This window comes from Yoonia sp. (assembly GCF_014859355.1).
Classification (GTDB): Bacteria; Pseudomonadota; Alphaproteobacteria; order Rhodobacterales; family Rhodobacteraceae; genus Yoonia.
This window is the reverse complement of the sequence record NZ_JACUUJ010000006.1, coordinates 33,445-57,063: the sequence shown is the minus strand read 5'-3', so window position 1 is coordinate 57,063 and position 23,619 is coordinate 33,445. Positions and strand designations below refer to the sequence as shown.

Here is a 23,619-nt window from a genome sequence, read left to right as displayed (position 1 = left end):
GCATTTGGAGGATACGATGAAAAAACCGATCTATCTGCCAGTTGTCGCGGGATTTGCCCTTTGTGCCTCTGGTGCTATGGCGCAGACCCCGGTGCTGCAAATTCTGACCTATGACAGTTTCACCAGCGAATGGGGGCCCGGCCCCGCGATTGAGGCCGCATTTGAAGAAATTTGCGGCTGTGATTTGCAATTCATCGGCGCAGGCGACGGGGCTGCCCTTTTAGCGCGTCTGCAACTGGAAGGGCCAAGCACCGACGCCGATATCGTGCTGGGATTGGATACCAACCTGACAGAGGCCGCCCGCGCCACTGGCTTGTTCGCGCCGCATGGGGTCTCGGCGGATCTTGACCTGCCGCTGGCGTGGACCGACCCGGATTTCCTGCCGTTTGACTGGGGTTACTTTGCCTTTGTCGGCAATGCCGGTGAACCTGCGCCCGCCTCCCTGCGTGCGCTGGCCGATAGCGATATTTCCATCGTGATCCAGGACCCCCGTTCATCCACGCCCGGTCTGGGCCTGCTGATGTGGGTCAAGGCCGCGTATGGTGATGACGCTGCCGCACTTTGGACCGATCTGGCAGATAACATTGTCACTGTTACCCCCGGCTGGTCCGAGGCCTATGGATTGTTTCTGGATGGAGAGGCGGACGCGGTGCTGTCATACACCACATCGCCCGCCTATCACCTGATTGCCGAGGATGACGCCAGCAAAGTCGCGTGGTCCTTCGATGAGGGCCATTATTTGCAAATCGAGGTCGCGGGTAAGGTTGCCAGCACCGACCAGCCGGAATTGGTCGAACAGTTTCTGGCCTTCATGGTGTCGGATGCCTTTCAAAGCGTGATACCGACGACAAACTGGATGTATCCTGCTGTCGTTCCCGCAGGCGGCTTGCCCGCCGGGTTTGAAACGCTGGTGACGCCACAAGAGGCATTGCTGTTTGATCCACGTGGCGCAGCCGATGCGCGCGCCGTCGCCGTTGAAGAATGGCGCAACGCCCTGTCGCGCTAACGCCGCGCTGGCCCGGCGCCCTGTCCGGGGCGCTGGTGCTGGTGCTGACGCTTGGCACGCTGGCCGCTGTCGGCTGGCGGGCCGAGTGGGGTGGCGGGCTGTCGCCTGCCGATTGGTCCGCGATCCGGTTTACCGTGACACAGGCGTTTGTGTCTGCCGGACTAAGCGTGATTTTTGCGATTCCGGTGGCGCGGGCACTGGCGCGGCGGCGGTTTTTCGGGCGCAAGGTGCTGATCACGTTGCTGGGCGCGCCGTTCCTTTTGCCAGTGATCGTGGCCATCTTTGGGCTGTTGGCGGTGTTCGGGCGTAGCGGGCTGATCAATGACGTTCTTGGCCTTTTGGGCATACCGCCCGTGTCGATCTATGGCTTTCATGGTGTCGTTCTGGCGCATGTATTTTTCAATCTGCCCTTGGCGACCCGCCTGATCTTACAGGGGTGGCTGTCGATCCCGGCGGAACGGTTCCGCCTTGCCGCCACGTTGAATGCCCCTGTGGGCCGCTTGCTGGAGTGGCCGATGCTGCGCGCAGTCGTGCCTGGCGTGTTCCTTGTTATTTTCCTGATCTGCCTGACCAGTTTTGCCGTGGCGCTGACGCTGGGCGGCGGGCCAAGGGCTACAACTGTTGAACTGGCCATCTATCAGGCGTTGCGATTTGATTTCGATCTGGGACGCGCGGCGCTGCTGGCCTGTGTGCAATTCGGGCTGTGCGCCGTGGCGGCTGTGGTCGCGTGGCGCGTCACGGGCCCTGCTGCGATGGGTGCCGGGCTGGACCGCAGCGTGCAGCGTTGGGATAGAGCCTCTGCCGTAGTAGATGCGCTGGCCATCACGTTGGCGGCGTTGTTTCTTGTTCTGCCGCTAAGCATGATTGTGCTGAAGGGGTTGCCGGGGCTGGCTGATCTACCGCCAAGCATCTGGCACGCCGCGGCGCGGTCGATCGCGGTGGCGGTTGTTTCTGCGGCGTTGTGTTCCGTCTTGGCGCTGGCGCTGGCGCTGTGGGGGGGGCCTGTCATCGCAGTCGTGGGGGTTTTACCGCTGGCTGCCTCGGGGCTGGTTGTGGGAACGGGAGCGTTTTTGCTGGTTTATCCCTTCATCAACCCTGCACGCCTTGCGCTGGTCGTAACGGCGTTGGTGAATGCGACGTTGGCTCTGCCTTTTGTGTTGCGGGCTATCGCCCCGGCTGTGGCGGATGTGCAGGCCGATTTTGGGCGCTTGGGTGCAGCACTTGGCCTGCGTGGCTGGGCATGGGTGCGCATTGTCGTTCTGCCGCGGGTCCGGCGCCCGCTGGGCTTTGGGACGGGGATTGCGGCGGCGCTGTCCATGGGTGATCTGGGGGTCATCGCGCTGTTTGCGGGGCAATCGCAGGAAACACTGCCGCTGGCGATGTTCCGGCTGATGGGCGCGTTTCGTATGGAAACTGCTGCAGCTGCCGCCTTGGTGCTGGTGACGCTGACATTTGTCATTTTCTGGATCTGCGACAAAGGAGCGCGCCGCGATGCTGACCTGTGAAAAACTGCTGTTGCAGCAAGACGATTTTGCATTGCGGGCCGATCTGGCCTTGGCAAAAGGGCGGATGACTGCCCTGATTGGCCCCTCTGGTGCGGGTAAATCAACACTATTGGCCGCAATTGCGGGATTCTTTCCTCCGGCCAAAGGCCGTATCATGTGGAACGGGCGTGATCTGACTGATTTACCCCCCGGCGATCGCCCCAGCAGCATCTTATTTCAGGATAACAACCTGTTTCCGCATCTTAGCGTGGCGCAAAACGTTGGGCTGGCGCTGCGCCCGCGGTTGCGGCTGTCTGCGCAGGACGCCGCGCGCGTGAATGCCGCGCTGGTAGATGTGGGGCTGGCCGGTTTGGGTGGACGTAAACCCGGTGCGCTGTCTGGTGGGCAGCAAAGCCGCGCTGCGCTGGCGCGGGTGCTGCTGGCAGACAAACCGGTGGTTTTGCTCGATGAGCCGTTTTCGGCGCTTGGACCGGGGCTCAAGATGGAAATGCTGGACCTCGTGCGGGGCAAGTTGGCCGGGCCTGACCGGCTTGTCATTATGGTGACGCATGATCCGGCGGATGCCCGGCATGTCGCGGATGATGTTGTTCTGGTAGCGGATGGGCGTGCTGCGGCGCCGGTCGAGACATCTGCGTTGTTTGCCAATCCGCCTGCCGTATTGATTGATTACCTGGGGCAAGGACCGGCATAACACCCCCGAAACGCAAAAGACCCGCCAGAGAGGCGGGTCAATCAAGGTGCGTTGCGTTGTGTCAGTGCTTTTTCTTGTGCGGTGCCCAAAGGCGCTTGTTCGTCAGATATAGAAGAACAGATAAAACCGTCAGGAACAGCACACCTGTCAGGCCGGCTTGTTTGCGGGCAACCAGCTTTGGTTCGGCTGTCCACATCAGGAATGCGGACACGTCTTTTGAAACGGATACCAGATCGGTCGCAGCACCGTCCGCAAATTCCACGTCATCTCCATAGAGTGGTGGGGCCATGGCGATATAGCTGCCGGGGACCATGTGATGCCCGTGTTCATCAATGCAGCTTTCGGGGAAACCGCCAGCAGCAAAGGCGACGTTATAATAACCGTCCATCGGTTCACCATCCAGCGCACACTCTGGTTCATCGACGTAGCCGCTCAGAAGCGAGGCGATGTATTCCGCACCACCCATACCTTTGACCAATTGTGCCAGACCGGTGCCCGCAGGCCCGTGGAAACCGGCGCGCGCCTTGGCCATCAACGACAGATCTGGCGCGTTGGAAAGCGATGAGCCGGGGAAATGGTCTGCCGGGGTTGCGGGCCGGAAGTCGCCTTCACCGTCGAACAGCTCTGGATCGAAGACTTCGTAGAATTCGGCGTAAGCACGCATCTGGTCCTCGGGCAGGCCGGGGCCGCCTTGGTCGGCAAGCGTGCGGAATGCGACCAGGTCAAGCCCGTGACAAGCTGAACAAACCTCGGTGTAGACTTGCAGACCGCGCTGCAATTGCAACTGGTCATAGCTGCCGAACGGCCCCTCGAAAGGGAACGCAAAGTCTGTGATGACGGTTTCAATTTCCGCAGCCGGGGCTTGCACCGTTGACAGTGCAAGTGCCGCGGCGGCGGTCAGGGTGAGTTTGCGGAACATGATGTTTTGTCCTTTCTCACTCGGCCGGGTTGACGACAGCAGAACCGCCATCTTTCGGCGCGTAGTGCGCGTTGAAATCTTCCTCGATGGTGGCTGGTGGCGTTTGTGGTTTTTCCAGCACACCCAGCAGCGGCAGAATGACCAGGAAATACGCGAACCAGTAAGTCGAAGCGATCAGCGAAATCCAGTCGTAGGGGAATTGGGCAGGCCGCGCGCCAACCCACATCAGCACCATAAAATCAACGGCCAGCAACGCAAACCACCATTTGAACATCGGACGATACCGGCCCGACCGCACTGAAGATGTGTCCAGCCAGGGCGCCAACGCCATCACAACGATGGCGCCAAACATCGCCAGCACGCCAAAGAATTTTGCGTCGATGATGCCAAAGCTGAGGAATTGCACGATCTGCACGATCCAGACATCAGCGGTAAACGCCCGCAAGATCGCGTAGAAGGGCAGGAAATACCATTCTGGCACGATGTGCGACGGTGTCGCCAGCGCGTTTGCAGGGATGTAGTTGTCTGGATGGCCCAGATAGTTTGGCATGAACCCGACAATCGCCATGAAAACAGCCATGATGACAGCCAGAGCAAACAGATCCTTGATCACGAAGTAGGGCCAGAAAGGCAGGGTGTCTTTCTGTGCGTCTTCTTTCGATGTGCGGCGGACCTCAACCCCGGTGGGGTTGTTGTTGCCAGTCGTGTGGAAAGCCCAGATATGCACGATCGTCAGGCCCAGCAGAACAAAGGGCAGTAGATAGTGCAACGAGAAAAAGCGGTTCAGCGCGGGTTGGCCCACGGCGGACGCTCCTAGCAACCATGTTTGCACCGAATCGCCAACAAAGGGGATGGCGCCAAACAGGCCGGTGATTACGGCGGTACCGTGGAACGACATTTGCCCCCATGGCAGCACGTACCCCATGAACGCTGTGCCCATCATCAGCAGATACATCAGCATGCCGATGATCCACGTCACTTCGCGCGGGGCCTTGTATGACCCGTAGTACAGCGACCGGAACATGTGCAGGTAAACAGCGACAAAGAACAGTGAGGCCCCGTTCATGTGGAAATAGCGGATCATATGGCCGCCGTTCACGTTGCGCATGATGTGTTCGACCGAAGTAAAGGCCATATCCACATGTGGCACGTAATGCATCACCAGCACGATGCCGGTGGCGATCTGCAAGACCAGCGTAAATGTCAGGACAATGCCCCAGATCCACATCCAGTTCAGGTTCTTGGGTGTGGGCAGCATCAAGGTGTCATAGATCAGCCCGACGATAGGCAGACGTGAATGCAACCACTTTTCGCTGCCGGACTTTGGTTCGTAATGGTCGTGGGGGATACCAGCCATGGCGCTTTCTCCTTAACCCAGTTGAATTGTTGTTTCGTCAACGAATGACGCGACGGGCACAAGAAGGTTGCGTGGCGCTGGCCCCTTGCGAATACGGCCTGACGTGTCGTAGTGCGACCCGTGGCAGGGGCAGAACCAACCGCCAAATTCACCTTGTTCACCCAAAGGCACACAGCCAAGGTGGGTGCAAATCCCCATCTGAACCAACCATACGCCATCTTCTGATAGGGCGCGATTTTCATCCGATGCATCCGCTGGGGCAGTCAGGTTTTCGTTTTCCGCCTTCTGGTCAGGCAAGGCGCTGATATCGACAGCGCGGGCCTGAGCGATTTCATCTTCGGTTCGGGCACGGATAAAGACGGGCTTGCCCTGCCACAGCACTGTCAACTGTGTGCCGGGGTCAACCGCGCTGACATCAACGCGGATCGAGGCAAGCGCCAGAACATCAGCGGAAGGGTTCATTTGGTTAACCAAAGGCCAAACCGCGGCACCTGTGACAACAGCGCCGGCACCGGCGGTTGCGTAATACAAGAAGTCGCGGCGTGTGCCTTGGTGTTCATCTGCATGTGACACAGTGTGCATCTCCGATTTTTTCGGGCTAAGCGCCCACACGAAAAATAAGGCGAACGTCGCCGTTAGCCTGTTCCGCCGCTGTTTAGCCATCAAAACCTGCAACGTCCAGCGGACATTCGGGCGCAGGGTGCCATTGGTAAGGGGTGGGGTTATTTGATCACGCGCTGTGCGCGCCCTCTGACCGTGCAGATCGGCAGGCCAGACGCCTGACAAGCCGCACCGGCGGGGTGCAACCTGCCTTTAAAATACGCGCATCAGCTGAAAATTGGACAAATCGGCCTTTTTAATGCAAAGGTTGTGACAGCTGTGTCACAGATACCTCGTGTCGCTTAACTGTGAATTAGTGTTTACTTGTGAGTGTCGGGGCAGAGGCATAGATGCTTTGACATAACGACCTGCTTTAAGGACCGATTCGATGAAACGCGCGACGATTGCATTTGTGATGCTCCTGGCTGCGACAGCACCCGCCATCGCAGAAGTCGAGCTTAGCTTTTATGGCGGTGTGCAAACGGCAAATCCGTCAGATGTTTCGGTCCGTGGCGATAGCACCATCCCGGACGGTGATTTTTCCGTTGCTTGGGAAGGTCGTTCAGGTGATGCGCCACCCTATTATGGCATTCGCGCGACCAAATGGCGGGAAAGCGGTTTTGGTTTCGGGCTCGATTTCGCACATAATAAAATATACCCCAAGCCGGGCGAATTGCCGCCGGGATATACCGTGCTGGAAATGACCGACGGGTTGAATACGTTGACCGTTAATGCCTACCGTCGCTGGCCAAGTGCCTTTGGTCAAATCAGCCCCTATGTTGGTGGCGGGCTGGGTGTGGCGATTCCGCATGTCGAGGTGACGAATGGAACGTCCGAAACCTTTGGATATCAGCTGACCGGGCCAGCCGCGACTGTGATTGCAGGTGCAAGTTACCCGATCAATGACCGGTGGTCTGTTTTTGGTGAATACAAAGGCACCTATTCATCAAACACCGCTGATCTGGACACGGGCGGCACGCTTGAAACCGATGTGATCACCAATGCGGTCAACTTGGGCGTCAGCTTTAATTTCTAGGTTTATTCGGCTTGTGTCGTGACCATGCTGTCGCGTTGCACCCAATCTGCGTGCCACGCGGCCAAGGTGATGTTGCCATCGCGCCAGTTGCGCGCGTCATGCCGCAAATCCAGATAGGACAGCGCACACCCGACGGCGATTTGCCCTATGGTCAGTGGTCCGCTCAGGTGGCTTACCCAGCGGCTGTTGATCGCGGTGACGCTGCGGCTGACTTTGCCCCACTGCGCATCCAGCCATGCCGTTGATTGCTGTTCGGGGGTGCGGAACCGCAGTTCGTAGGCCATCAAAACAGCCGCATCCATGATCGCATCCGCTGTCGCCTCAAGCGTCAGGATTTCCCAGATGCGGCTTTGCGGATACAGATGCCCCCCTGCCAGATCGTCCAGATAGCGGGTGATCACCCGACTGTCATACATGGCAGGGCCATCGGCGCGCACGAGTGCCGGTATCTTGCCCGTCGGGTTGGCGGCCAGCACGCTCGGGTCTGACGCAAGCGGAGATGTGACGACGTGAACTTCCTCTACCTTGTCCAGCATGTCTGTTTCCCGCAGCAAGACCCGCACCTTGCGCACAAATGGTGACGCAGGGGAAATAAGCAGTTGCATCATGACCAGGGCCTTTCAAGACGGATTTACCCGAACAAGACCTGATCCTGTCCGACTTGCCAAGGTGAATATTTTGTCATCACACCCTCAAAATCGTCAGAGTGCAGGAAATCATCCAGCCAGCGATTGAGTGGGTCCAGACTTTGGGCGGCGAACCAGGCCCGGTCGATATTTGCGAATTGTCGCACGAAGGGCAGGATCGCCATGTCTGCAAGGGTGGCCCGAGGGCCTGTCAGATGGCGGGTTGCGGTCAGGCGCTTGTTCAGGTCACGCAGGAAATCCATCGCCCTTGCCCGTTCTGTTTCAGGGTCAAGGTCGGGAAAACGCACGGCGTATTTGGTATGATCCAAGGCGCGTTTGAACGGCCCGTCGCACTGGTCGATCAGGCTGTGCCCGTTATCGGGCATATCCAGCCAGCCTTTGGGGTCGTTGCGGGACAAGGCCCAAAGCATGATGTCGCGGCTTTCGGCAATGACCTGATTGCCCGTGTCCAGCACCGGCACGGTGCCTTTGGATGACCTGGCAAGAAATGGGGCGGGTTTGGCGCGCAAAAGGATCTCGCGCAGTGCGACCTTCTGCCCGCTGGCCCTGATGGCAAGCCGTGCGCGCATGGCATAGGGGCAGCGCCGAAAGGACCAAAGAATGGGAAGGGGTTGCATAGGTCGAAAGACTCCCGCGGGGATATCGTCAAGGCGGAAATAACTTTTAAGAACAATGTATTCCACCATTTATAATATAGCGCATCCACATCAGCAAAATCCCGCCGCCTGCCCCGGATCGTTTCACGACGGACGTCAGCGAACCTGTCACCTGCAAGGCATTACGGATGACAGCAACAGGATGGCCGTTGATGCATCGGCTGATCTGGTGTTGACCGTCATGGCTGCCGCAGTGGCACCAGGTCCTTGCGTGGCATGCGCCCGCGCAAAAGATAGGCGATCGCCTCAAGGACGATACCGTTGGTATTGACGTCGGAATAGCCCGGCATCGCCTGTCCGGTGGCCACAAAGACCCCGGGGGAAAAGCCGATGCCATCAAGGCGCGCGCGGTCGCGCACATGTCTGGCAAGCAGGGTGGAATAGGCGCTCGGCCGGGTCGCGGCCCAAAGATAGGCGGCTTTGGTATTGACCAGCCGGATCTCGCGCCGGAAGGCCGGCGTGGCAAAGCGGGGATTAGCCGAGGTGGCGTTCACCACCCAGCGTTCTTCGGAAGATGCGATGTTCAGCCCCTGGTAGGTGAACCAGGGTTCCCGGTTGATCGGTGCCTCTGACATGCTTGTGAGGGCGCCGGTGCTTTCGTACTCGCGCCGTTGTGCGCCAAACAGCACGTCGGCGAGCATGGCCGACGGTTCCGACAGCCCAATTTCCAGCGCCTCCAGCAGCAGTGGCTCGGCCCCAAGTGGATCAAGGCCGATAAGAGACTGAAGAAGCTGCATCTCGCGGTCTGTTTTTGAATCTGCGTCCGCCACCTCATAGGGGGATGCGGCCTCTATGCCGCGCGACCTGAACGCGAGCGCGGTGTAATGCGCGCATTGCGAACGGAAACGATCGACCAGTCGCCCCTTCACCACGGAATGAACGTGGCCATCGACGACGACGCCGTCCAGATCCCAGCGCGCGATCTTGTCCGCTGCAATGCCCCGGATCAGCGGATGGGCGTCAAACGCACGCAGCACATTCAAGAGCCGGCCCGTATCGCAAGCATTGAAATCAGAGGACAGCGCAGCCGTAGTATCCGCGGAAATCACCTCGCTCGGGAGCATCAAACCACCGATACGGGCAACCGGCAGCGCCCCGACCAAAAGCGCGGACCGCGCGATGAATTCCGTGTCGGGGATCAGCCCCAGTTCATGGGCCGCCATGACAGCCGAAATCAGGCTGCCGAAATCCCACATTGTCAGTTCGCGATGCAGCCACGTATAGCCGACCTGCACATCCACGGTATCAACGCAAAGCCCCGTGGCGGCGACTGTGAAGCGGTCGAAGTAGGTCCAGGCATGACGGGCATCGGCCAAGAGTTCGTCATGGGTCAGCGCCTCGGGGTCTTCTGATGCGTCCTTGCTGTCGCGGCGGGTCTCGCGCAGGAGGTCAAAGACCGGATCAGGGGTGACCGTTGCCGCGACGAACGCTGGCATATCGACGAACCGCGTCCCCGGCAATTGCTGGACCGCGCGCAGCGTGTCGAGGGTCGCCTTGCGGGCCGCGACCGTTGCGTAATCCTGTGGTTTGATGGTGATGATGGCATCGCGCATCAGGTTAGGGTGGCGCGTCAGGTCGGCGGCGTGCGACAGCGCAGTTTCGCCACGGATGAAACGCCCGCGGTCATCAAACGCGTGCCCGGCGCCGGGCAAAAGCACAAGGTCGGTTGCAGTCGCAATATCGGGTGGCGCGGTGTCGGTTACGGTGATTCCGAGCGCCAGAAGTGTATCCTTGATCGTCGTCATCGCTGCTGCCGTCGCGGCTGTTCCGGGCGCGATCCGAACCGCGACAAAGCGCATCTGGTCATCGCCGAACCACAGCGCGTGGTCGCGCGGAAGCGCAGCGAAGTGCCGGCCTGAGTTCAGCATGCGACCGATGGCGTCAGCGGCGCGCTGCGCGCGCAATCTGACATCGGGGGCTGGCAGATTTTCGATTCCGGCCAACGAAAAGACAATCTGCCGCCAGCCCGGCGCGGCAAAGGTGCCCTCGATCCAGGGGGTGGGGTTGGCCACATCAGCCACCACCATGCGCTGGCCGCCCCGCAGGCAGACCACGCGTTCGGCGCAACCCGCCGAGGACACCGACTGCGCCGCCGAGAGGGTCAGGACATTGCGGATACCAAGACAGCGCAGGGCATCAAAATTGGACAGGAGCGGGGCGTTTGTCGCGATTGTCACCGGCAAGGACGGCGGCGCGCCAGCTGCGTTTTCAAGCAATCCGCGCATGCGCTGCAAGGCGTCGCTGGCTGTTCGCCGCTGAAAATAGTGGGGCAGTTCAGAAAGACCGGGAAGCGACAGCACCGGTTCTGTCAGGTCCGGAGAGGTTGCAAATATCTGGCGAAGCTCTTCAATTAGCGCAGCGGCTGGGTCGGATTCCAGGTTGGGGATCACGGCCAACGGGATTTTGGCGGCAAGAAACGGCGCGACCCAGCGCTGCAAGAGGTCAACCGGCGTCGTCGCCCCGATACCTTCGATGATGATGAAAACAGCATCCGTCGGTGCATCGGCGCCTGCCGGAACAGGCAAGGCGGGCACAAGCAACGGTGATGTGACCAGCCGCAGGAAATTTCTTCGGTCGATCCGCATATACTCACTCAGGTTTTTGCCCGTCCCGAATCCGCCCTGCCGCGCATTGCGGAACGCCCGGCAGCGCCAATTCGTCGGCTTGACGTCGAAGCCTCAGCCTATAGCATAAATAAGATCGTGCACAGCGATCAATTGACCGCGCTGGCAAACAGCAGGAACCGATATGGCGGATGGGAAGGTGCGAAGGGCTGCGAGAAAGCGCTCGCGTATGCGCAATCCCGTTTTTCTTGATCCTTCGCATCGTCGGGGCCGGAAGCTCAGGATCCTCGGTGTTCTGACGGGTATGCTCTGTCTGGCCTGGCTGTCGTCCTTTGCACTTGGCGTCTACTACGTAGATATCCTGCCGGAGAACGAAAAGCTTGATCTGATCCGGGGGGGGGCCTTCGTCAACGATGGCGTGGCGGAACCCGGCCCGGCGCCGGTGGCTGCGACATGCACCGGCGCACCGGTCGCCGCCACCAAACTGCTGCCTGATATTGCGCACATTCCAAGCTTTGCCTATCTGCGCGTCTGGCCAGACTGGGCATTTCCAACCCTTTCCCGCGCCTGCGGCGGTCTTAACGGCGTCCTGGCGGAATGGCTGACGATCGACATCACGTCCCAGACGGTAGACTGGCTTGCCGAGAGCGGAACAGATGCCTATTTGCGCGATCTCAAGCGCGTGACACCTGCGGTGAACCTCGAACTCGTGGCGCTGCTGCCGCTGCCTGCGCCAGAAGCGGTTGATGCGGCGTCGCTTGATCATGGCGAAGTCCGCGCGCGCATCGTCGCGGCACTGATATCGAAAGTCGCGGGCGGCCCCTATGCGGGAGTTTGCATCTATCCGCAACAGGTCGATCCCCAACATCTTGCGGGACTGCGTGCGTTGTTGGGGGCGTTGGATGCGGCGCTGCCGCCCGGTGTCACAAGCTGCCTTGTCACCGAAGCCGATAGGGGGCTTTGGCGCGACGCCGATCTGGTCGGGGCCGTCGATTCGGTTCTTGTGCAGGCGTTTCGCACACCCGAAACCGGCAGGCCGCCAAGCCCGATCGCGTCACAGGACTGGTTTGAAACGCTGCTTGCCGATGTGGTCGCCGCGGTAGGGCCCGAAAAGCTCCGGTTCGCGCTTGGATCTTTCGCCTTTTTATGGGCAGAGGGCGACCCCGAACCGACGCGCCTGCCCTTTGCAGAGGCGATGCGCCGCATCGCGCAGCACACATCATTCATCACGGTAGAGGAAGGATCGCTGAACACCCGTGCGACCTATACAACTGATGACGGCGATGAGACCGAGATCTGGATTCTCGATGCCGTCTCGCTGCACAACCAACTGGTCACCCTGGTGCAAAGGCCCGTTGCGGGCGTCGTTCTGTGGCAGGTTGGTTATGAGGATCCGGCCGCCTGGTCGCTGTTCCGGCACGGCCTTGAGGCGCCGCGCGCCGGTGCGCTGGAAACGGTCAGCTTCCCCGATTATGTCAGTTATGTTGGCGACGGACCCTTCCGCAAGATTATCCTGTCGTCGGTCACCGGGCAGCGGCGGTTCTTCACCGACCCCGCGACCGGGCTTATCAATGGCGAAATCTACGATCGTGTGCCGCGTCCGGCCACTGTTGAACGCTATGGCGGCGTTGACGAAAAAGTTGTTGCGCTGACATTCGACGATGGGCCTGATCCGGCCTATACCACGGCGATCCTCGACGCGCTGAAGGCGAAGAATGTTTCGGCAACTTTTTTTGTCATCGGCAGCAACATGGTGAAATACCCTGATATCGTCCGCCGCATGGTCAGTGACGGGCACGAGGTTGGTTCGCACACGTTTTTCCACCCGGAGGGTGAAGATATGGGGCCGCGCCGGTCACAGATTGAACTGAACGCGCTCCAGCGGTTGCTTGCCAGTGTCACGGGGCGCACGACCTATCTGATAAGAACACCCTACGGACGCAGCGAAGGCCCCCTGACAGAGGGTGAGGCGGCGCAGCAAAGGCTTTTCGAGAATGCAGGCTACATGGTGGCCGGTGCCGACATCGTGCCACGCGACTGGGAAGGCATGACCGCGAACGGAATCGTTGATTTTGTGATGACACAAAAGAAGATGGGCGCAGGAGAGGTCATCGTCATGCACGACGCCGGTGGCGATCGCGCCGCGACCGTCGCCGCAGTGCCGATGCTGATCGACCGGCTGATGGCCGAGGGGTACCGGTTTGTCCTGCTCTCGGACTTCCTCGGCCTGTCCCGCGATGAGGTGATGCCGCTTGTCACGGACAAGTTCAGGCTATTGGACCGCGCATCTTTTGCCACCGCTGCTGCCTTTGGTCACCTGCTGGTCTGGGTTTTTTGGGCCGCGGTCTGCTATGGTGTCGCCCGGTCGCTGTTCGTGCTTTTTCTTGCGCTGCTTCGGCGGCAGCATCCCGTTAGTCTGCCAGAACCGCCGCCGCGCGTGACGGTCACCATTCCAGCCTACAACGAGGAGCTTGTAATCGTTGACGGGATCGCGGCGGCGCTTGCCTCTGACTATCCCGACCTGTGCGTCATCGTCATCGATGACGGATCGACCGATGGCACTGCTGCGGCGGTCGAACAGGCCTTTGGCAATGACCCGCGCGTGCGGCTGATCCGGCAGGAAAACGGCGGCAAATGCCAGGCGCTCAATGCCGCCTATACCAAGATCGAGACCGAGGTGGTGGTGGCTGTCGATGCCGACACGCTGCTGCATCCTGAAGCGGTGAGCAAGCTGTTGGGGCATTTCGCGGACCCGCAGATCGGCGCGGTCGCGGGCAACGTCAAGGTTGGTAATCGTCGGGGCCTGCTGGCGCGGTTGCAGGCGCTTGAATACATTGCAGCGCAGAATATCGACCGCCGTGCAGCCGAGCGACTGAACGCGATGCTCGTTGTGCCGGGGGCAATCGGGGCCTGGCGCGCCGAGGCGGTGCGCGGGGTCGGGCTATATTCGTCCGATACGATCACCGAGGATGCCGATCTGACGGTCGCGATACAAAGGGCGGGCTACCGCGTCGTATTCGAGCCGTGCGCTTTTTCGATCACGGATGCACCCGAATCGCTAGCGGCTTTCATGAAGCAGAGGCTGCGCTGGAGCTTTGGAATGATGCAGACCGCATGGAAACACCGGCGCGCGGCAAAGACGGCGCGCGGGATCGGATTTTTTTCGATCCCGGATCTCTGGTTGACTGGTATCATGCTTGGCCTTCTGGCGCCCATGGCCGACGCGGTCTTTCTGGGCGTGCTGATCAACCTTGCGCTTGACTTTGTTCAGGGTGTCCCCTTGGAAAGAAGTGGGGCGTCTTTGGCCATCATCGCCGGATGGCTGGCGCTTCCGGTTCTGGATCTTGTTGTTTTGCTGGTTGCCTTCGGGTTCGAGAGGCGCGAAAACTTTTGGCTGGTGCTGCTCGTGCCGTTCCAGCGGCTGATTTACCGGCCGCTTCTTTACATCACCATATATCGGGCGGTGGGCCATGCTCTGGTCGGCCGCATTGCTGGCTGGGGTAAACTTATCCGCCGTGGCAGAATCGGCAAGCCGGCAGCATAGCGATGCGGCTGAAGACGGTCAGAGAAATACCTGACAGCCACCTGTTGCAATTTCGCCCGCATGAACCGGCAAGTCGCGCGGGGGATTGATGATCGCGGTCTGAACGGCGGTGATGCGGCGCGCGCAGGCATCCGATTCCTGTGGTGTCATGGTCTTGCCGCCAAGCCAGATGTCAAGCCAGGGGTGACCATTGTGCCCGGTGTGGCACGGCCCGCCTTGCGGGGCCGGGCCGTCGCCGCAGACATCTTCGACAATGGCGTATTTGCGCAGACGCGGCAGATAGAACCGTGTGCCCGCTGGATAATCAAGCGTCTGGCGGCCATTGACGATGCTGTGGCCCACGGCGATGGTGATCGGGCTTTGCCAGGTGCCGGTGCCGCCTGCCTGTTGGCGCAGGACCGGACGGGCGATTGCGGCTGATCCCGGGGGCGTGTTGTCCCAGTAGGTGTATCCGGTTAGATATACCGAAAAGTCCCTTGATACGTCGACCGAACGTCCGCTCGGACCCGCTTGGGCACCCACGCCCGGGTCCAGACCCAGCGCACGGCTGACGGGCGTCTCTGCGCAAGCCGAAAGGCTCAGGCAGATTGCCGCGGCCAAATAGAGTTTTCCGAATTTCTTGACCATCATGTGATTCCTTTCGACATCCAGCAAAGTTTGAATGTGTATCCCAACTGCCACGCTTTGAAAAGAAAGTGAAACCCACAATTATGGGTTCGATGTGGCAGAATATAGTCAAGTTTGGATCCGGTTGCCGGAGGCCCTGTCGAATATGTGCATGTTCTTCCGAGAAAAAGTGAGCCGGATCTGGCTGTCCGGCGCGATCTGCAAATGCGGCGGCAGGCTTGCGACAAGCGGATTTCCGCCGTGGCGGGCGAACACAATCAAAGTGGGGCCGGTCGGTTCGGCAAAATCCACGGTCGCAGCGATGGCGTGTTCCTCTGACGCATCGGCAAGGTGAAGATCCTCTGGTCGCAGGCCGAGAATTACCTCGCGCGGCGCATCGGCCCCGATGGTCAGTGCCACGCGCTGGCCCGATTCCTCTAGCCGCAGGCCGTTCGCGTCCAGTATTGCGTTGATCATGTTCATGGGGGGGGCGCCGACGAATTCCGCAACGAACGCCGTCGCGGGGCGGTCATAGATTTCCTCGGGCGTGCCGATCTGATCGATCCGGCCATCGCGCATGACGGCGATCCGCGTGGCAAGGGTCATCGCCTCGATCTGGTCGTGCGTCACATAGACAACGGTTGTCCCCAGCAGCCGGTGCAACCGCTTCAATTCCGCCCGCATCTCCATCCGAAGCTTGGCGTCAAGGTTCGAGAGCGGCTCGTCAAAGAGAAAAATCTTTGGTTCCCTGACCAGTGCCCGGCCGATGGCAACGCGCTGGCGCTGGCCGCCCGACAGCTCTGCGGGTTTGCGGCCCAACATCCCGTCAATCTTTAGGATGCGGGCGACCTTCAGGACGGCAGCTTGCCGTTCGGTCTTTGGCACGCCGCGCATTTCCAGGCCGAACCCGATGTTCCTTTCCACCGTCAGGTTCGGATAGAGCGCATAGGACTGGAAAACCATCGCAATGTCACGGTTCTTGGGGTGAACTTCGTTGATGCGCTTGCCGTCGATCCTGATTTCCCCAGACGTGGGCGACAGAAGCCCCGCGATGATGTTCATGATCGTTGACTTGCCGCAGCCCGAGGCGCCGAGCAGCACAAGAAACTCGCCGCTGGCGAGCGAGATGTCGATGGTCTTCAGAACCTCGGTGCGGCCAAAGGACTTGCTGACCCCGATCAGATCAAGCGTGCTCATGCGGGGGCTCCTTTAACGGGCGTAGCCCCTTCGGTGTCATAGCGGCGCGGAGAGGTCGATATCGCGATAGATGCCGTGCGCACGCCCGATTCCAGACAGGCCGCAAGCGGTTGTCGCTGGGCCTGCGCGGCAAGAAAGGCGGCGTTAAAGATGTCGCCGGCCCCGATCGTGTCGGCCGCCGTGACGATCGGTGCGGGGACCTTAAGCACCGCGCCTGTGCCGCTACCCGCAACAACACCGTCGGCACCGCACTTGACGACGACGATCGCGCCTTCGGGCATGAACGGCAGCAACACAGACGGCGCATGCTCTGGGCCGTGACCGCCGGAAAGGGCACGTGTTTCGACCTCGTTCAGCAAAAGATAGTCGCACTGCCCAAGCCAGCGCCGCACGCGCCTGACTGTCGCGGCTGTCCAGCCCTGCGCGGGCCAGCCGGTATCAAGCGCGATGCGGGCGCCGTGGCTGCGCGCGTGGGCGAAAAGCGCGTCGTAGTCCCCGGCCAGATCATCGGTAATGAAAGATCCGCAGACAAGAAGCCCGCCGCCAGACAGCCGGGGCCAGTCAATCATCGCGCGCACTTCGGGCCAGGTCAGTTCGGCGACATGTCCACGCGTGGTAAAGAATGTCCTTTCGCTGTCGGGATGTGTCAGGCCGACCGATATCGTGGTTGCCGCTTCGGACACCGGCCAGCCATCGGACTGCGGCGCAAAGCCGTCGCGCAGCCAATCGCCAAAGGTGTCGCGGCCAGTGTTCGCGGCGATCTGGAAAGCGTGGCCAAGCGCACGCCAGGTCAGGGCAACATTGCCAGCCGCGCCGCCGTATCTCAGGTCGGTGCCGTCCACGATGATTTCGGTGCCCGGCTGCGGCCAAGGCGCGACTGGCCCCATGACCAGATCTATGTTGACGTTGCCGACGACGGCAAGGGGTGTGGGCTGGGTCATTCGGTTCGGGTGATCTTCTGCGTGCGCACAGGCGTTCCAAGGTCGGCAACGCGCATGATCGCGCAGCCGATCATCAGTCGCTGCGCAACAGGAAGGAGGGCGGCAAGCGCGGCGATGCCTTCATGCTGCCCGGCAACGACTGTGACCGCCCCAGTCGCGGGCGCACGCCCCGAGGCATCAAGGACAACGGTCGGCGCGCCCGTCACAGCGACCGTTTCGGCAAGACCGCGCACACGATCGCCGGTCACGTCCGCCCCGCGCAGGAACACGGTGCCGACATCCGGCCCCAGCATCTCCATCGGCCCGTGCCTGAACTGGCCGCCTTCCAGCGCGAAACAGGGCAGCCGGGCGAGTTCCGTCAAACCGAGCGCCAGCACCTCGGCCAGCCCCTGAAGCCGGCGCGCCGAGGTCACGATGGTGCGCACGCCCGCAAGTGCCGCCACCGCGTCCGCGATGTCTGGCTCTGTGGGTGCGCGCAAGACCCGCAGAAATGGCGCCGGATCGGTGCCCAGCGCCGACAGGACCGCCGCGTAGATCGCCACGCCAACAAAGGCGCTGCGGGTCGCGGCGAACCCGGTTTCGACCCCGCCCGCGCCAATCATGCAGGGTAATGACCGCGCGAGCGTGGAACCGGCGTCCATCGTCAGCCCAAAGACATCCGTGCCGGGGTGCGCCAGTGCAAGCCAGCGCACCACCTCGATGCTTTCGCCCGACTGCGACGTGACGATCACCGTCCGCCCATTGCATGCAAGCGGCTGGTCGAGTTGCTCGGACAGCGGCAGCGCCAGGGCATCCACGCCATGGGCGCGAAAAAGCGGCGCGACCGCGCGGTTCAGCCCGTGTGACGCGCCCATCCCAAGCAGAAGAAGCCGGCCCGTCTGCCGGATCGATGCGGCGACAGCACCCGCGCGCTTTGCGACATCGGAAAAGCTGGCGAGCGCGTCTTTGCCTTGCCGGGCCATTTCCCGTTCGATCGCGACAAGGCCGGGTGGTTTTGCGTTTGGCATCGGTGGTTTCATCCTTTCACGCCGCCTGTCGTCAGGCCGGAAATCAGCATTCGCTGCATGACGAGGCCAAAGATCACCGGCGGCAGCGCGGCGATGACCCCTGCCGTTGCGATCAGCCCGTAATCGGCCACCCTGCCACCGGCAAGATCGGCGATGGCAACGGTGACAGTCTTGGCGCGATAGTCCGAGGTGAAAAGAAGCGCATAAAAGAATTCGTCCCAGGCGAGCAGATAGGCAAAGAGTGCCGCCGTGCCGATCACCGGCGCGGCCAATGGCAGGATGATGATCCTCAACATCTGGTCAAGCCGCGCGCCGTCGATCGCGGCGGCCTTTTCAAGATCGCGCGGGATCGGATCGAAGCCGGATTTCAAAAGCCATGTGGTGAATGGCGCAAGAACCGTCAGATACACGATCGCCAGACCGATCTTGGTGTTCAGCATCCCAAGCCCGGCGAGGCCCATATAGAGCGGCACCGCCAATGCGACCGGTGGCAACATGTAAGTGCCGATAACCAGCCATAGCGACCAGCCGACCGCTGGCGTGCGCGAAACGGCCCATCCCGCCGGCACAGAGACCATAAGCGCAGCCACTGTCGCGATCGCAGCGATCTTGATGCTATTGCCAAGCGCCGACATCAGGGCGGCACCGTGGGAATTGGGCGTAAAGTCAGTAAGGATGCGGTAGCGCGACCAGTCGGTTTCGACCGGCCACCAGCGCAGCGGCTTCGAAACAAGGTCGTTGGTCGAAGAGATGCTCATGATGAAAAGCCAGGCGAAGGGCGCGAGGATCATCAACGCAAGCAGCGCCGCGCAGACATAAAGGAAGATTGTGAAGCCAAGGTTTTGCCGCTCCATCAGAACTGCGCCCCCGCCGATTTACGGATCAGCGCCACATAGACGACCGCGAGCACCGTGATCGCCAGTGTGACAATGAGGGCGAGCGATGCCCCGGATCCTGCCCGCTGGAATGAAAACGCCTCTTGATAGACGAGGATCGACAGCGTGCGCGTGCTATTGGCCGGACCGCCGCGCGTCATGATCCAGATGATGTCAAAGACCTTGAACGCCTCGATCGTGCGCAACACCAGGGCCACCATCAGTGGCCCGGCAAGATAGGGCAGGATCACGAAGCGGAAACGCGCAAGGGCGCCCGCCCCATCGACGATGGCCGCCGCCTTGATGTCATGCGGCACCGCGTGCAGCGCAGCGAGCGAGATCAGCGCCACGAGCGGAAAGTTTTTCCAGGCATCCGCGACGATCAGCGCAACAAGCGCACTGTTCGGATCGCCAAGCCACGACCGATAGGCGTCAAGCAGCCCGATCTGCACCAGCAACGCGTTCAGCGCGCCGTATTCGGGGTTGTAGATAAGCCGCCAGAGAAGGGCATTGACGACCGTGGGCAGCGCCCATGGCAAGATCAAAAGCGCACGCAGAACGTTGCGCCCCCGGAAGTTCTGATAAAGAAGAAGCGCAACCAGCACACCCAGCACCACCTCGACAAGGACCGAGACGACCGCGAATTGCGTCGTGACAAGAAATGCGCGCCGGAACGCGCGGCTGGAGAAAAGACGTTCGTAATTCGCGAACCCGACAAAGTCGCCGCCGGTGCCGACCAGCCGCGCATCGGTGAAGGACAGCCGCACCGTGTCAAAGAACGGCCAGCCGATCACGGACAGCATGACGATAAGAAGCGGCAGCATGAGAAGCCATGCCCGCGTCGCCGTCCAGCCTGCATTCATCGGCGTAATCTTCCGGACCAAAGGTGCGCGCAGTCGAGAAGATGGCGGCGAACAACGCCGCCACCCGCCGTTTCTGCTGGCCTCAAAGCCCGCCCTCCGCGGCCATGGCAAGCGCGTCGGCCGGGCTTGCCTGGCCAAGCAAAGCCTCTTGGATCGCCTGCTGGAGCGTCGCCGACATTTCCTGATATCCCGCCGTCGTTGGCCGCGGATACATCGCGGCAAGCCCAACCTTCGCCGCCGCGATCATGTCTTCCTGCCCGGCGGTCACGGCCGGGTCATCATAGGAACTGGCCCAGATCGGCAGGCTCAGACGGGCATAGGCGTTCTGCGTTGGCTGTGACGTCATGAAGGTGATGTAGTTCCATGCCGCGTCGGGGTTCTGACTGGTCGCCGTAATGCCAAGCCCCATCGAACCATTGACCGCCGAGACGGCGCTTTTCCCCGCAACCCCGGGGGCAGGCGCGACGCCGATTTTACCCACGACCCTGCTTTCATTCGGATCGTTGGCAAGGTTGTACATATACGTCCAGTTCAGCGCAAAGGCGGCCTCGCCGTTCTGAAAGACACGCCGGACGTCCTCTTCCAGATATTCCTTCGAGTTGGGGTTCGTCAGGCCCGAATTGTAGCTGTCGACCATGTATTCCAGTGCATCGAGTCCACCGCCCGTCTGAAAGGCTGGCGCGCCGTCGACGATGAATGCGCCGCCATGGGCGCTGACGAGGGTGGTATAGTCGCAGATCGCCGCCTCGGCCTGCGCCCAGCTCCAGACAATGGGATGGTCGAGAATACCCTGATCCTTGATCGCCTTGGCCTGTTCTGACAGTTCAGCCCAAGTTGTCGGCGGTGCCGCGATACCGGCCTGCGCGAGAATTTCCATGTTGTAAAAAAGATACTTGGTGTCAAGGATCCACGGCATTCCGTAACGCTTGGCGTTATATTCGACGGTCGTCCATGCACCGGGCAGCACACCGTCCTTCATCTCTTGTGTGATGCGGTCGGTCACGTCGAGAAGCACATTGTTTTCGGCGAACTCTGCCGGCCAGATCACGTCGAACAGCACGACATCATAGCCTGATCCCGACCCGCGGGCGAGCAATGTCTTGTCATGCAGCCCCTCGTAAGGAACGAACTCCAGACTGACCTTGATATCCGGGTTCGCGGCGGTGAACGCATCGGTCATCGCCCGCACGTCGGCCTCGCTATAGGCGGCTTGCGCCATGAAGAGCGCGTTCAAATTCGTTTCAGCTATCGCGGGATGCGCCATTGCGGTGCTCACGAGCATAGCGGCAAGAAAATTTTTGGATCTGTGCATCGGGTTCTCCATTTGAGAAGCGGTTAATCACCCCGGCACTCCGTCGGCCCTGACCTTCAGGTGATGCGTCCCAGCATGATAAATGGTATTCTGATCCGAAGGGCGATAATGAACATTGATTTGTGTCAATGCTCCTGCCGTCAGGCGATGTTGACCGAGCCAAGATCAAGTGCCGCCTCCGGCGGTGATATTTAGGCGCGGAAGACGCGTTATGCGGTCAGGGTTTGGCCTGATTGCCCAGTGATCCGGGCGCGCACGATCCGGCTTTCGGGTTGGTCACTGGTGAATGTGACTTCGGTGAATTGTTCGGTGCGGCCCATGCGCGGGCTTTCCATCAGGATGTTGTGGATTTTGCCCAGTTGTGCCGACAGGTGGCGGGCGACCTGTGTATCGCCTGCTGCGCGTAACTTTGCCGCGCGGGATTTGATCAGCTTGCCGTTCACTTGCGGCATCCGCGCGGCTGGTGTGCCGGGGCGGGGGGAATAGGGAAACACATGTAGCCATGTCAGGTTGCAATCGGCCACAAGCGCCAGCGCGTTTTCAAACATCGCATCGGTTTCCGTTGGAAAGCCAGCAATAATATCCGCGCCATAGGTCATGTCGGGCCGCAGTTTGCTGGCCGTTTCCGTGAACTGGATCGCATCGTCGCGCAGGTGTCGCCGCTTCATTCGTTTCAGGATCATGTCATCGCCATGTTGCAGCGACAGGTGCAGATGCGGCATCAGGCGTGGTTCGGTGGCGATGGCTGCCATCAGGTTGTCATCGACCTCGATACTGTCGATTGAACTGATCCGCAGGCGCGGCAGGTCTGGCACCAGCCGCAGGATGCGCATCACCAGATCGCCCAGTTTCGGGGCAGAAGGCAGGTCTGCGCCCCAGCTTGTCAGGTCAACGCCGGTCAGCACGACCTCGTTATAGCCGGTATCGACCAGCCGCTTGATCTGGTCCACGACAACGCCCGCCGGGACAGACCGTGAATTGCCCCGACCAAAGGGAATGATGCAGAACGTGCAACGATGGTCGCACCCGTTTTGCACCTGCACATAGGCGCGGCTGCGGGTGCCGAACCCGTCGATCAGGTGACCGGCGGTTTCGGTCACCGACATGATGTCATCGACCTGCACCGGTTCGGTTTGTCCGATCAGGTCGGGGGTCATGCCCGCCCATGTGGCCGGGTTCATTTTCTCGGTGTTGCCCAGCACCACATCGACCTCGGGCATATTGGCAAAAGTGTCGGGTTCGGTCTGCGCCGCACAGCCGGTGACGATCAGCCTGGCATTTGGGTTGTCGCGCCGCAGCTTGCGGATATCCTGGCGGGCCTTGCGCACGGCCTCGGCTGTGACGGCGCAGGTGTTCACGATTACGGCGTTATCCACCCCGTGCGCATGGGCCAGTTCCTTCATCGCCTCTGTTTCATAGGCGTTCAAGCGGCAGCCGTGGTTGGAAAAGATGGGGGCCTTGCGATCCATCACATCCACCATCGCCCGTCAAACACATGTGCCGTCGGTCCTGTCATCCACACACCATCATCGCGCCATGCGATGTGTAGCGTGCCACCATCCAGATCAATGCGCACGTTACGCCGCGTCAGCCCGCGTCGTGCGGCGGCAACAGCCGTGGCACAGGAAGACGACCCAGAGGCCAGCGTAACCCCGGCCCCGCGTTCCCAGACGCGCATGCGCAAACGGTCAGGGCCGGTCAGGCTGGCGAATTGCACGTTGGTGCGTTGTGGAAACAGGGGGTGATGTTCCGTTGCCGCACCACGCGTGGCCAGATTGACGGCATCCGCATCATCGACAAAAAACGTGCAGTGCGGGTTGCCCATGCCCGTGGCGACGGGGTCACCGGCGATAGGCAAATGCAATGTGTCAACATGCTGCGCGAGGGGGATGTCCTGCCAATCCAGTTGCGGCTGCCCCATGTTGACCGCCGTTAGCCCATCGCCAGCGTCTCGTGCAAATAGCCTGCCGCGATCTGTTGTAATGGCCAGGTCTGTCTGGCCGGTCTGGTCCATCAGATACCGGGCGATGCAGCGCGTGGCATTTCCACAGGCCGCTGACAATGACCCGTCGCTGTTCCAGAACGTCAGATAGACATCCGAATCGGCGCTGTCTGACAGCACGGCAAGCTGGTCAAATCCCACGCCTCTGTGCCGGTCGGCCATGGCGACGGCAAGGCTGGCATCGACGCGCGGCGCCATGCCCCGTTCGTCAATCACGACAAAGTCGTTGCCCAACCCATGCATCTTCATGAAAGGTAAATATGTCAATTCGCGTGTGGTCATAGCGGCGAT

20 protein-coding genes are annotated in these 23,619 nt (G+C 60.8%); 5 read left to right on the top strand and 15 right to left on the bottom strand.

Annotated features, from left to right (window positions below; translation table 11 throughout):
• Positions 1–16: 16 nt before the first annotated feature.
• Genes thiB through IBX59_RS04040 form a run of 3 tightly spaced genes read left to right on the top strand, consistent with a single transcriptional unit; the run spans position 17 to position 3,202 of the window.
• Positions 17–1,006 carry a thiamine ABC transporter substrate binding subunit gene (thiB, locus tag IBX59_RS04050; protein ID WP_296372667.1) on the top strand — a complete coding sequence of 330 codons (990 nt, stop codon included), beginning with the start codon at positions 17–19 and terminating at the stop codon, positions 1,004–1,006.
• Entirely contained in the window at positions 982–2,511 is a 1,530-nt protein-coding gene (locus tag IBX59_RS04045) for a thiamine/thiamine pyrophosphate ABC transporter permease ThiP (protein ID WP_296372664.1), read from the top strand. The genes thiB and IBX59_RS04045 overlap by 25 nt, the downstream gene beginning before the upstream one ends.
• Complete coding sequence (locus tag IBX59_RS04040) at positions 2,498–3,202, top strand: ATP-binding cassette domain-containing protein (RefSeq protein ID WP_296372663.1); 705 nt, start codon at positions 2,498–2,500, stop codon at positions 3,200–3,202. Before IBX59_RS04045 ends, IBX59_RS04040 begins: the two co-directional genes overlap by 14 nt.
• A gap of 61 nt (positions 3,203–3,263) precedes the next feature.
• Here the strand turns inward: IBX59_RS04040 and IBX59_RS04035 are convergent, their stop codons facing one another.
• Genes IBX59_RS04035 through petA form a run of 3 tightly spaced genes read right to left on the bottom strand, consistent with a single transcriptional unit; the run spans position 3,264 to position 6,051 of the window.
• Complete coding sequence (locus IBX59_RS04035) at positions 3,264–4,121, bottom strand: cytochrome c1 (protein WP_296372661.1); 858 nt, start codon at positions 4,119–4,121, stop codon at positions 3,264–3,266.
• Positions 4,122–4,137: 16 nt separating this feature from the next.
• Complete coding sequence (locus IBX59_RS04030; RefSeq protein WP_296372659.1) at positions 4,138–5,478, bottom strand: cytochrome b N-terminal domain-containing protein; 1,341 nt, start codon at positions 5,476–5,478, stop codon at positions 4,138–4,140.
• 12 nt (positions 5,479–5,490) lie between these two features.
• Entirely contained in the window at positions 5,491–6,051 is a 561-nt protein-coding gene (petA, locus tag IBX59_RS04025) for a ubiquinol-cytochrome c reductase iron-sulfur subunit (RefSeq protein ID WP_296372657.1), read from the bottom strand.
• Between the two features lie 415 nt (positions 6,052–6,466).
• On the opposite strand from petA, the gene IBX59_RS04020 reads away from it, so the two are divergent.
• Positions 6,467–7,114: an outer membrane beta-barrel protein gene (locus tag IBX59_RS04020; protein WP_296372655.1), complete on the top strand. Its 648-nt coding sequence runs from the start codon at positions 6,467–6,469 to the stop codon at positions 7,112–7,114.
• 2 nt (positions 7,115–7,116) lie between these two features.
• On the opposite strand, the gene IBX59_RS04015 is transcribed toward IBX59_RS04020, so the two are convergent.
• The 3 genes from IBX59_RS04015 to IBX59_RS04005 form a co-directional block, all read right to left on the bottom strand.
• Entirely contained in the window at positions 7,117–7,719 is a 603-nt protein-coding gene (locus IBX59_RS04015; RefSeq protein WP_296372730.1) for a glutathione S-transferase, read from the bottom strand.
• A gap of 26 nt (positions 7,720–7,745) precedes the next feature.
• A complete protein-coding gene (locus tag IBX59_RS04010; protein ID WP_296372653.1) occupies positions 7,746–8,378 on the bottom strand; it encodes a glutathione S-transferase in 633 nt (210 codons plus the stop codon).
• A gap of 218 nt (positions 8,379–8,596) precedes the next feature.
• On the bottom strand, positions 8,597–11,002 hold the full coding sequence (locus IBX59_RS04005; protein WP_296372650.1) for a DUF3131 domain-containing protein: 2,406 nt from the start codon (positions 11,000–11,002) through the stop codon (positions 8,597–8,599).
• A 208-nt stretch (positions 11,003–11,210) separates the two neighbouring features.
• Between IBX59_RS04005 and IBX59_RS04000 the strand changes: the two genes are divergently transcribed.
• Positions 11,211–14,525, top strand: a complete 3,315-nt coding sequence (locus tag IBX59_RS04000; protein ID WP_296372648.1) for a glycosyltransferase — start codon at positions 11,211–11,213, stop codon at positions 14,523–14,525.
• 18 nt (positions 14,526–14,543) lie between these two features.
• Here the strand turns inward: IBX59_RS04000 and IBX59_RS03995 are convergent, their stop codons facing one another.
• The 9 genes from IBX59_RS03995 to dapF all read right to left on the bottom strand — a co-directional run bounded on the left by IBX59_RS03995 (position 14,544) and on the right by dapF (position 23,610).
• On the bottom strand, positions 14,544–15,155 hold the full coding sequence (locus IBX59_RS03995) for a hypothetical protein (RefSeq protein WP_296372647.1): 612 nt from the start codon (positions 15,153–15,155) through the stop codon (positions 14,544–14,546).
• Between the two features lie 105 nt (positions 15,156–15,260).
• Positions 15,261–16,328 (bottom strand): ABC transporter ATP-binding protein, encoded by a 1,068-nt coding sequence (locus tag IBX59_RS03990; RefSeq protein ID WP_296372645.1) that lies wholly within the window; start codon positions 16,326–16,328, stop codon positions 15,261–15,263.
• Entirely contained in the window at positions 16,325–17,269 is a 945-nt protein-coding gene (locus tag IBX59_RS03985) for a carbohydrate kinase family protein (protein ID WP_296372642.1), read from the bottom strand. The genes IBX59_RS03990 and IBX59_RS03985 overlap by 4 nt, the downstream gene beginning before the upstream one ends.
• On the bottom strand, positions 17,266–18,276 hold the full coding sequence (locus IBX59_RS03980) for an aminotransferase (protein ID WP_296372640.1): 1,011 nt from the start codon (positions 18,274–18,276) through the stop codon (positions 17,266–17,268). Before IBX59_RS03980 ends, IBX59_RS03985 begins: the two co-directional genes overlap by 4 nt.
• 8 nt (positions 18,277–18,284) lie before the next feature.
• Positions 18,285–19,034 (bottom strand): carbohydrate ABC transporter permease, encoded by a 750-nt coding sequence (locus IBX59_RS03975; RefSeq protein WP_296372638.1) that lies wholly within the window; start codon positions 19,032–19,034, stop codon positions 18,285–18,287.
• A gap of 95 nt (positions 19,035–19,129) precedes the next feature.
• On the bottom strand, positions 19,130–19,975 hold the full coding sequence (locus tag IBX59_RS03970) for a carbohydrate ABC transporter permease (RefSeq protein WP_296372636.1): 846 nt from the start codon (positions 19,973–19,975) through the stop codon (positions 19,130–19,132).
• Between the two features lie 121 nt (positions 19,976–20,096).
• Entirely contained in the window at positions 20,097–21,326 is a 1,230-nt protein-coding gene (locus IBX59_RS03965) for an extracellular solute-binding protein (RefSeq protein WP_296372634.1), read from the bottom strand.
• A gap of 209 nt (positions 21,327–21,535) precedes the next feature.
• Complete coding sequence (gene mtaB, locus IBX59_RS03960) at positions 21,536–22,795, bottom strand: tRNA (N(6)-L-threonylcarbamoyladenosine(37)-C(2))-methylthiotransferase MtaB (RefSeq protein ID WP_296372633.1); 1,260 nt, start codon at positions 22,793–22,795, stop codon at positions 21,536–21,538.
• Positions 22,795–23,610, bottom strand: coding sequence for a diaminopimelate epimerase (dapF, locus tag IBX59_RS03955; RefSeq protein WP_296372728.1), 816 nt, complete (start codon positions 23,608–23,610; stop codon positions 22,795–22,797). Before dapF ends, mtaB begins: the two co-directional genes overlap by 1 nt.
• Positions 23,611–23,619 lie beyond the last annotated feature (9 nt).

Coding starts and splice junctions, on each gene's coding strand:
- IBX59_RS03970 (WP_296372636.1), bottom strand. CDS start 19,975: ATGCTGCCGCTTCTTATCGTCATGCTGTCCGTGATCGGCTGGCCGTTC.
- IBX59_RS04000 (WP_296372648.1), top strand. CDS start 11,211: ATGCGCAATCCCGTTTTTCTTGATCCTTCGCATCGTCGGGGCCGGAAG.
- IBX59_RS03965 (WP_296372634.1), bottom strand. CDS start 21,326: ATGCACAGATCCAAAAATTTTCTTGCCGCTATGCTCGTGAGCACCGCA.
- thiB (WP_296372667.1), top strand. CDS start 17: ATGAAAAAACCGATCTATCTGCCAGTTGTCGCGGGATTTGCCCTTTGT.
- IBX59_RS03975 (WP_296372638.1), bottom strand. CDS start 19,034: ATGAGCATCTCTTCGACCAACGACCTTGTTTCGAAGCCGCTGCGCTGG.
- IBX59_RS04010 (WP_296372653.1), bottom strand. CDS start 8,378: ATGCAACCCCTTCCCATTCTTTGGTCCTTTCGGCGCTGCCCCTATGCC.
- IBX59_RS03995 (WP_296372647.1), bottom strand. CDS start 15,155: ATGATGGTCAAGAAATTCGGAAAACTCTATTTGGCCGCGGCAATCTGC.
- IBX59_RS03980 (WP_296372640.1), bottom strand. CDS start 18,276: ATGCCAAACGCAAAACCACCCGGCCTTGTCGCGATCGAACGGGAAATG.
- IBX59_RS04015 (WP_296372730.1), bottom strand. CDS start 7,719: ATGCAACTGCTTATTTCCCCTGCGTCACCATTTGTGCGCAAGGTGCGG.
- IBX59_RS04040 (WP_296372663.1), top strand. CDS start 2,498: ATGCTGACCTGTGAAAAACTGCTGTTGCAGCAAGACGATTTTGCATTG.
- IBX59_RS03990 (WP_296372645.1), bottom strand. CDS start 16,328: ATGAGCACGCTTGATCTGATCGGGGTCAGCAAGTCCTTTGGCCGCACC.
- IBX59_RS03985 (WP_296372642.1), bottom strand. CDS start 17,269: ATGACCCAGCCCACACCCCTTGCCGTCGTCGGCAACGTCAACATAGAT.
- IBX59_RS04005 (WP_296372650.1), bottom strand. CDS start 11,002: ATGCGGATCGACCGAAGAAATTTCCTGCGGCTGGTCACATCACCGTTG.
- IBX59_RS04030 (WP_296372659.1), bottom strand. CDS start 5,478: ATGGCTGGTATCCCCCACGACCATTACGAACCAAAGTCCGGCAGCGAA.
- IBX59_RS04045 (WP_296372664.1), top strand. CDS start 982: ATGGCGCAACGCCCTGTCGCGCTAACGCCGCGCTGGCCCGGCGCCCTG.
- mtaB (WP_296372633.1), bottom strand. CDS start 22,795: ATGGATCGCAAGGCCCCCATCTTTTCCAACCACGGCTGCCGCTTGAAC.
- dapF (WP_296372728.1), bottom strand. CDS start 23,610: ATGACCACACGCGAATTGACATATTTACCTTTCATGAAGATGCATGGG.
- IBX59_RS04020 (WP_296372655.1), top strand. CDS start 6,467: ATGAAACGCGCGACGATTGCATTTGTGATGCTCCTGGCTGCGACAGCA.
- IBX59_RS04035 (WP_296372661.1), bottom strand. CDS start 4,121: ATGTTCCGCAAACTCACCCTGACCGCCGCCGCGGCACTTGCACTGTCA.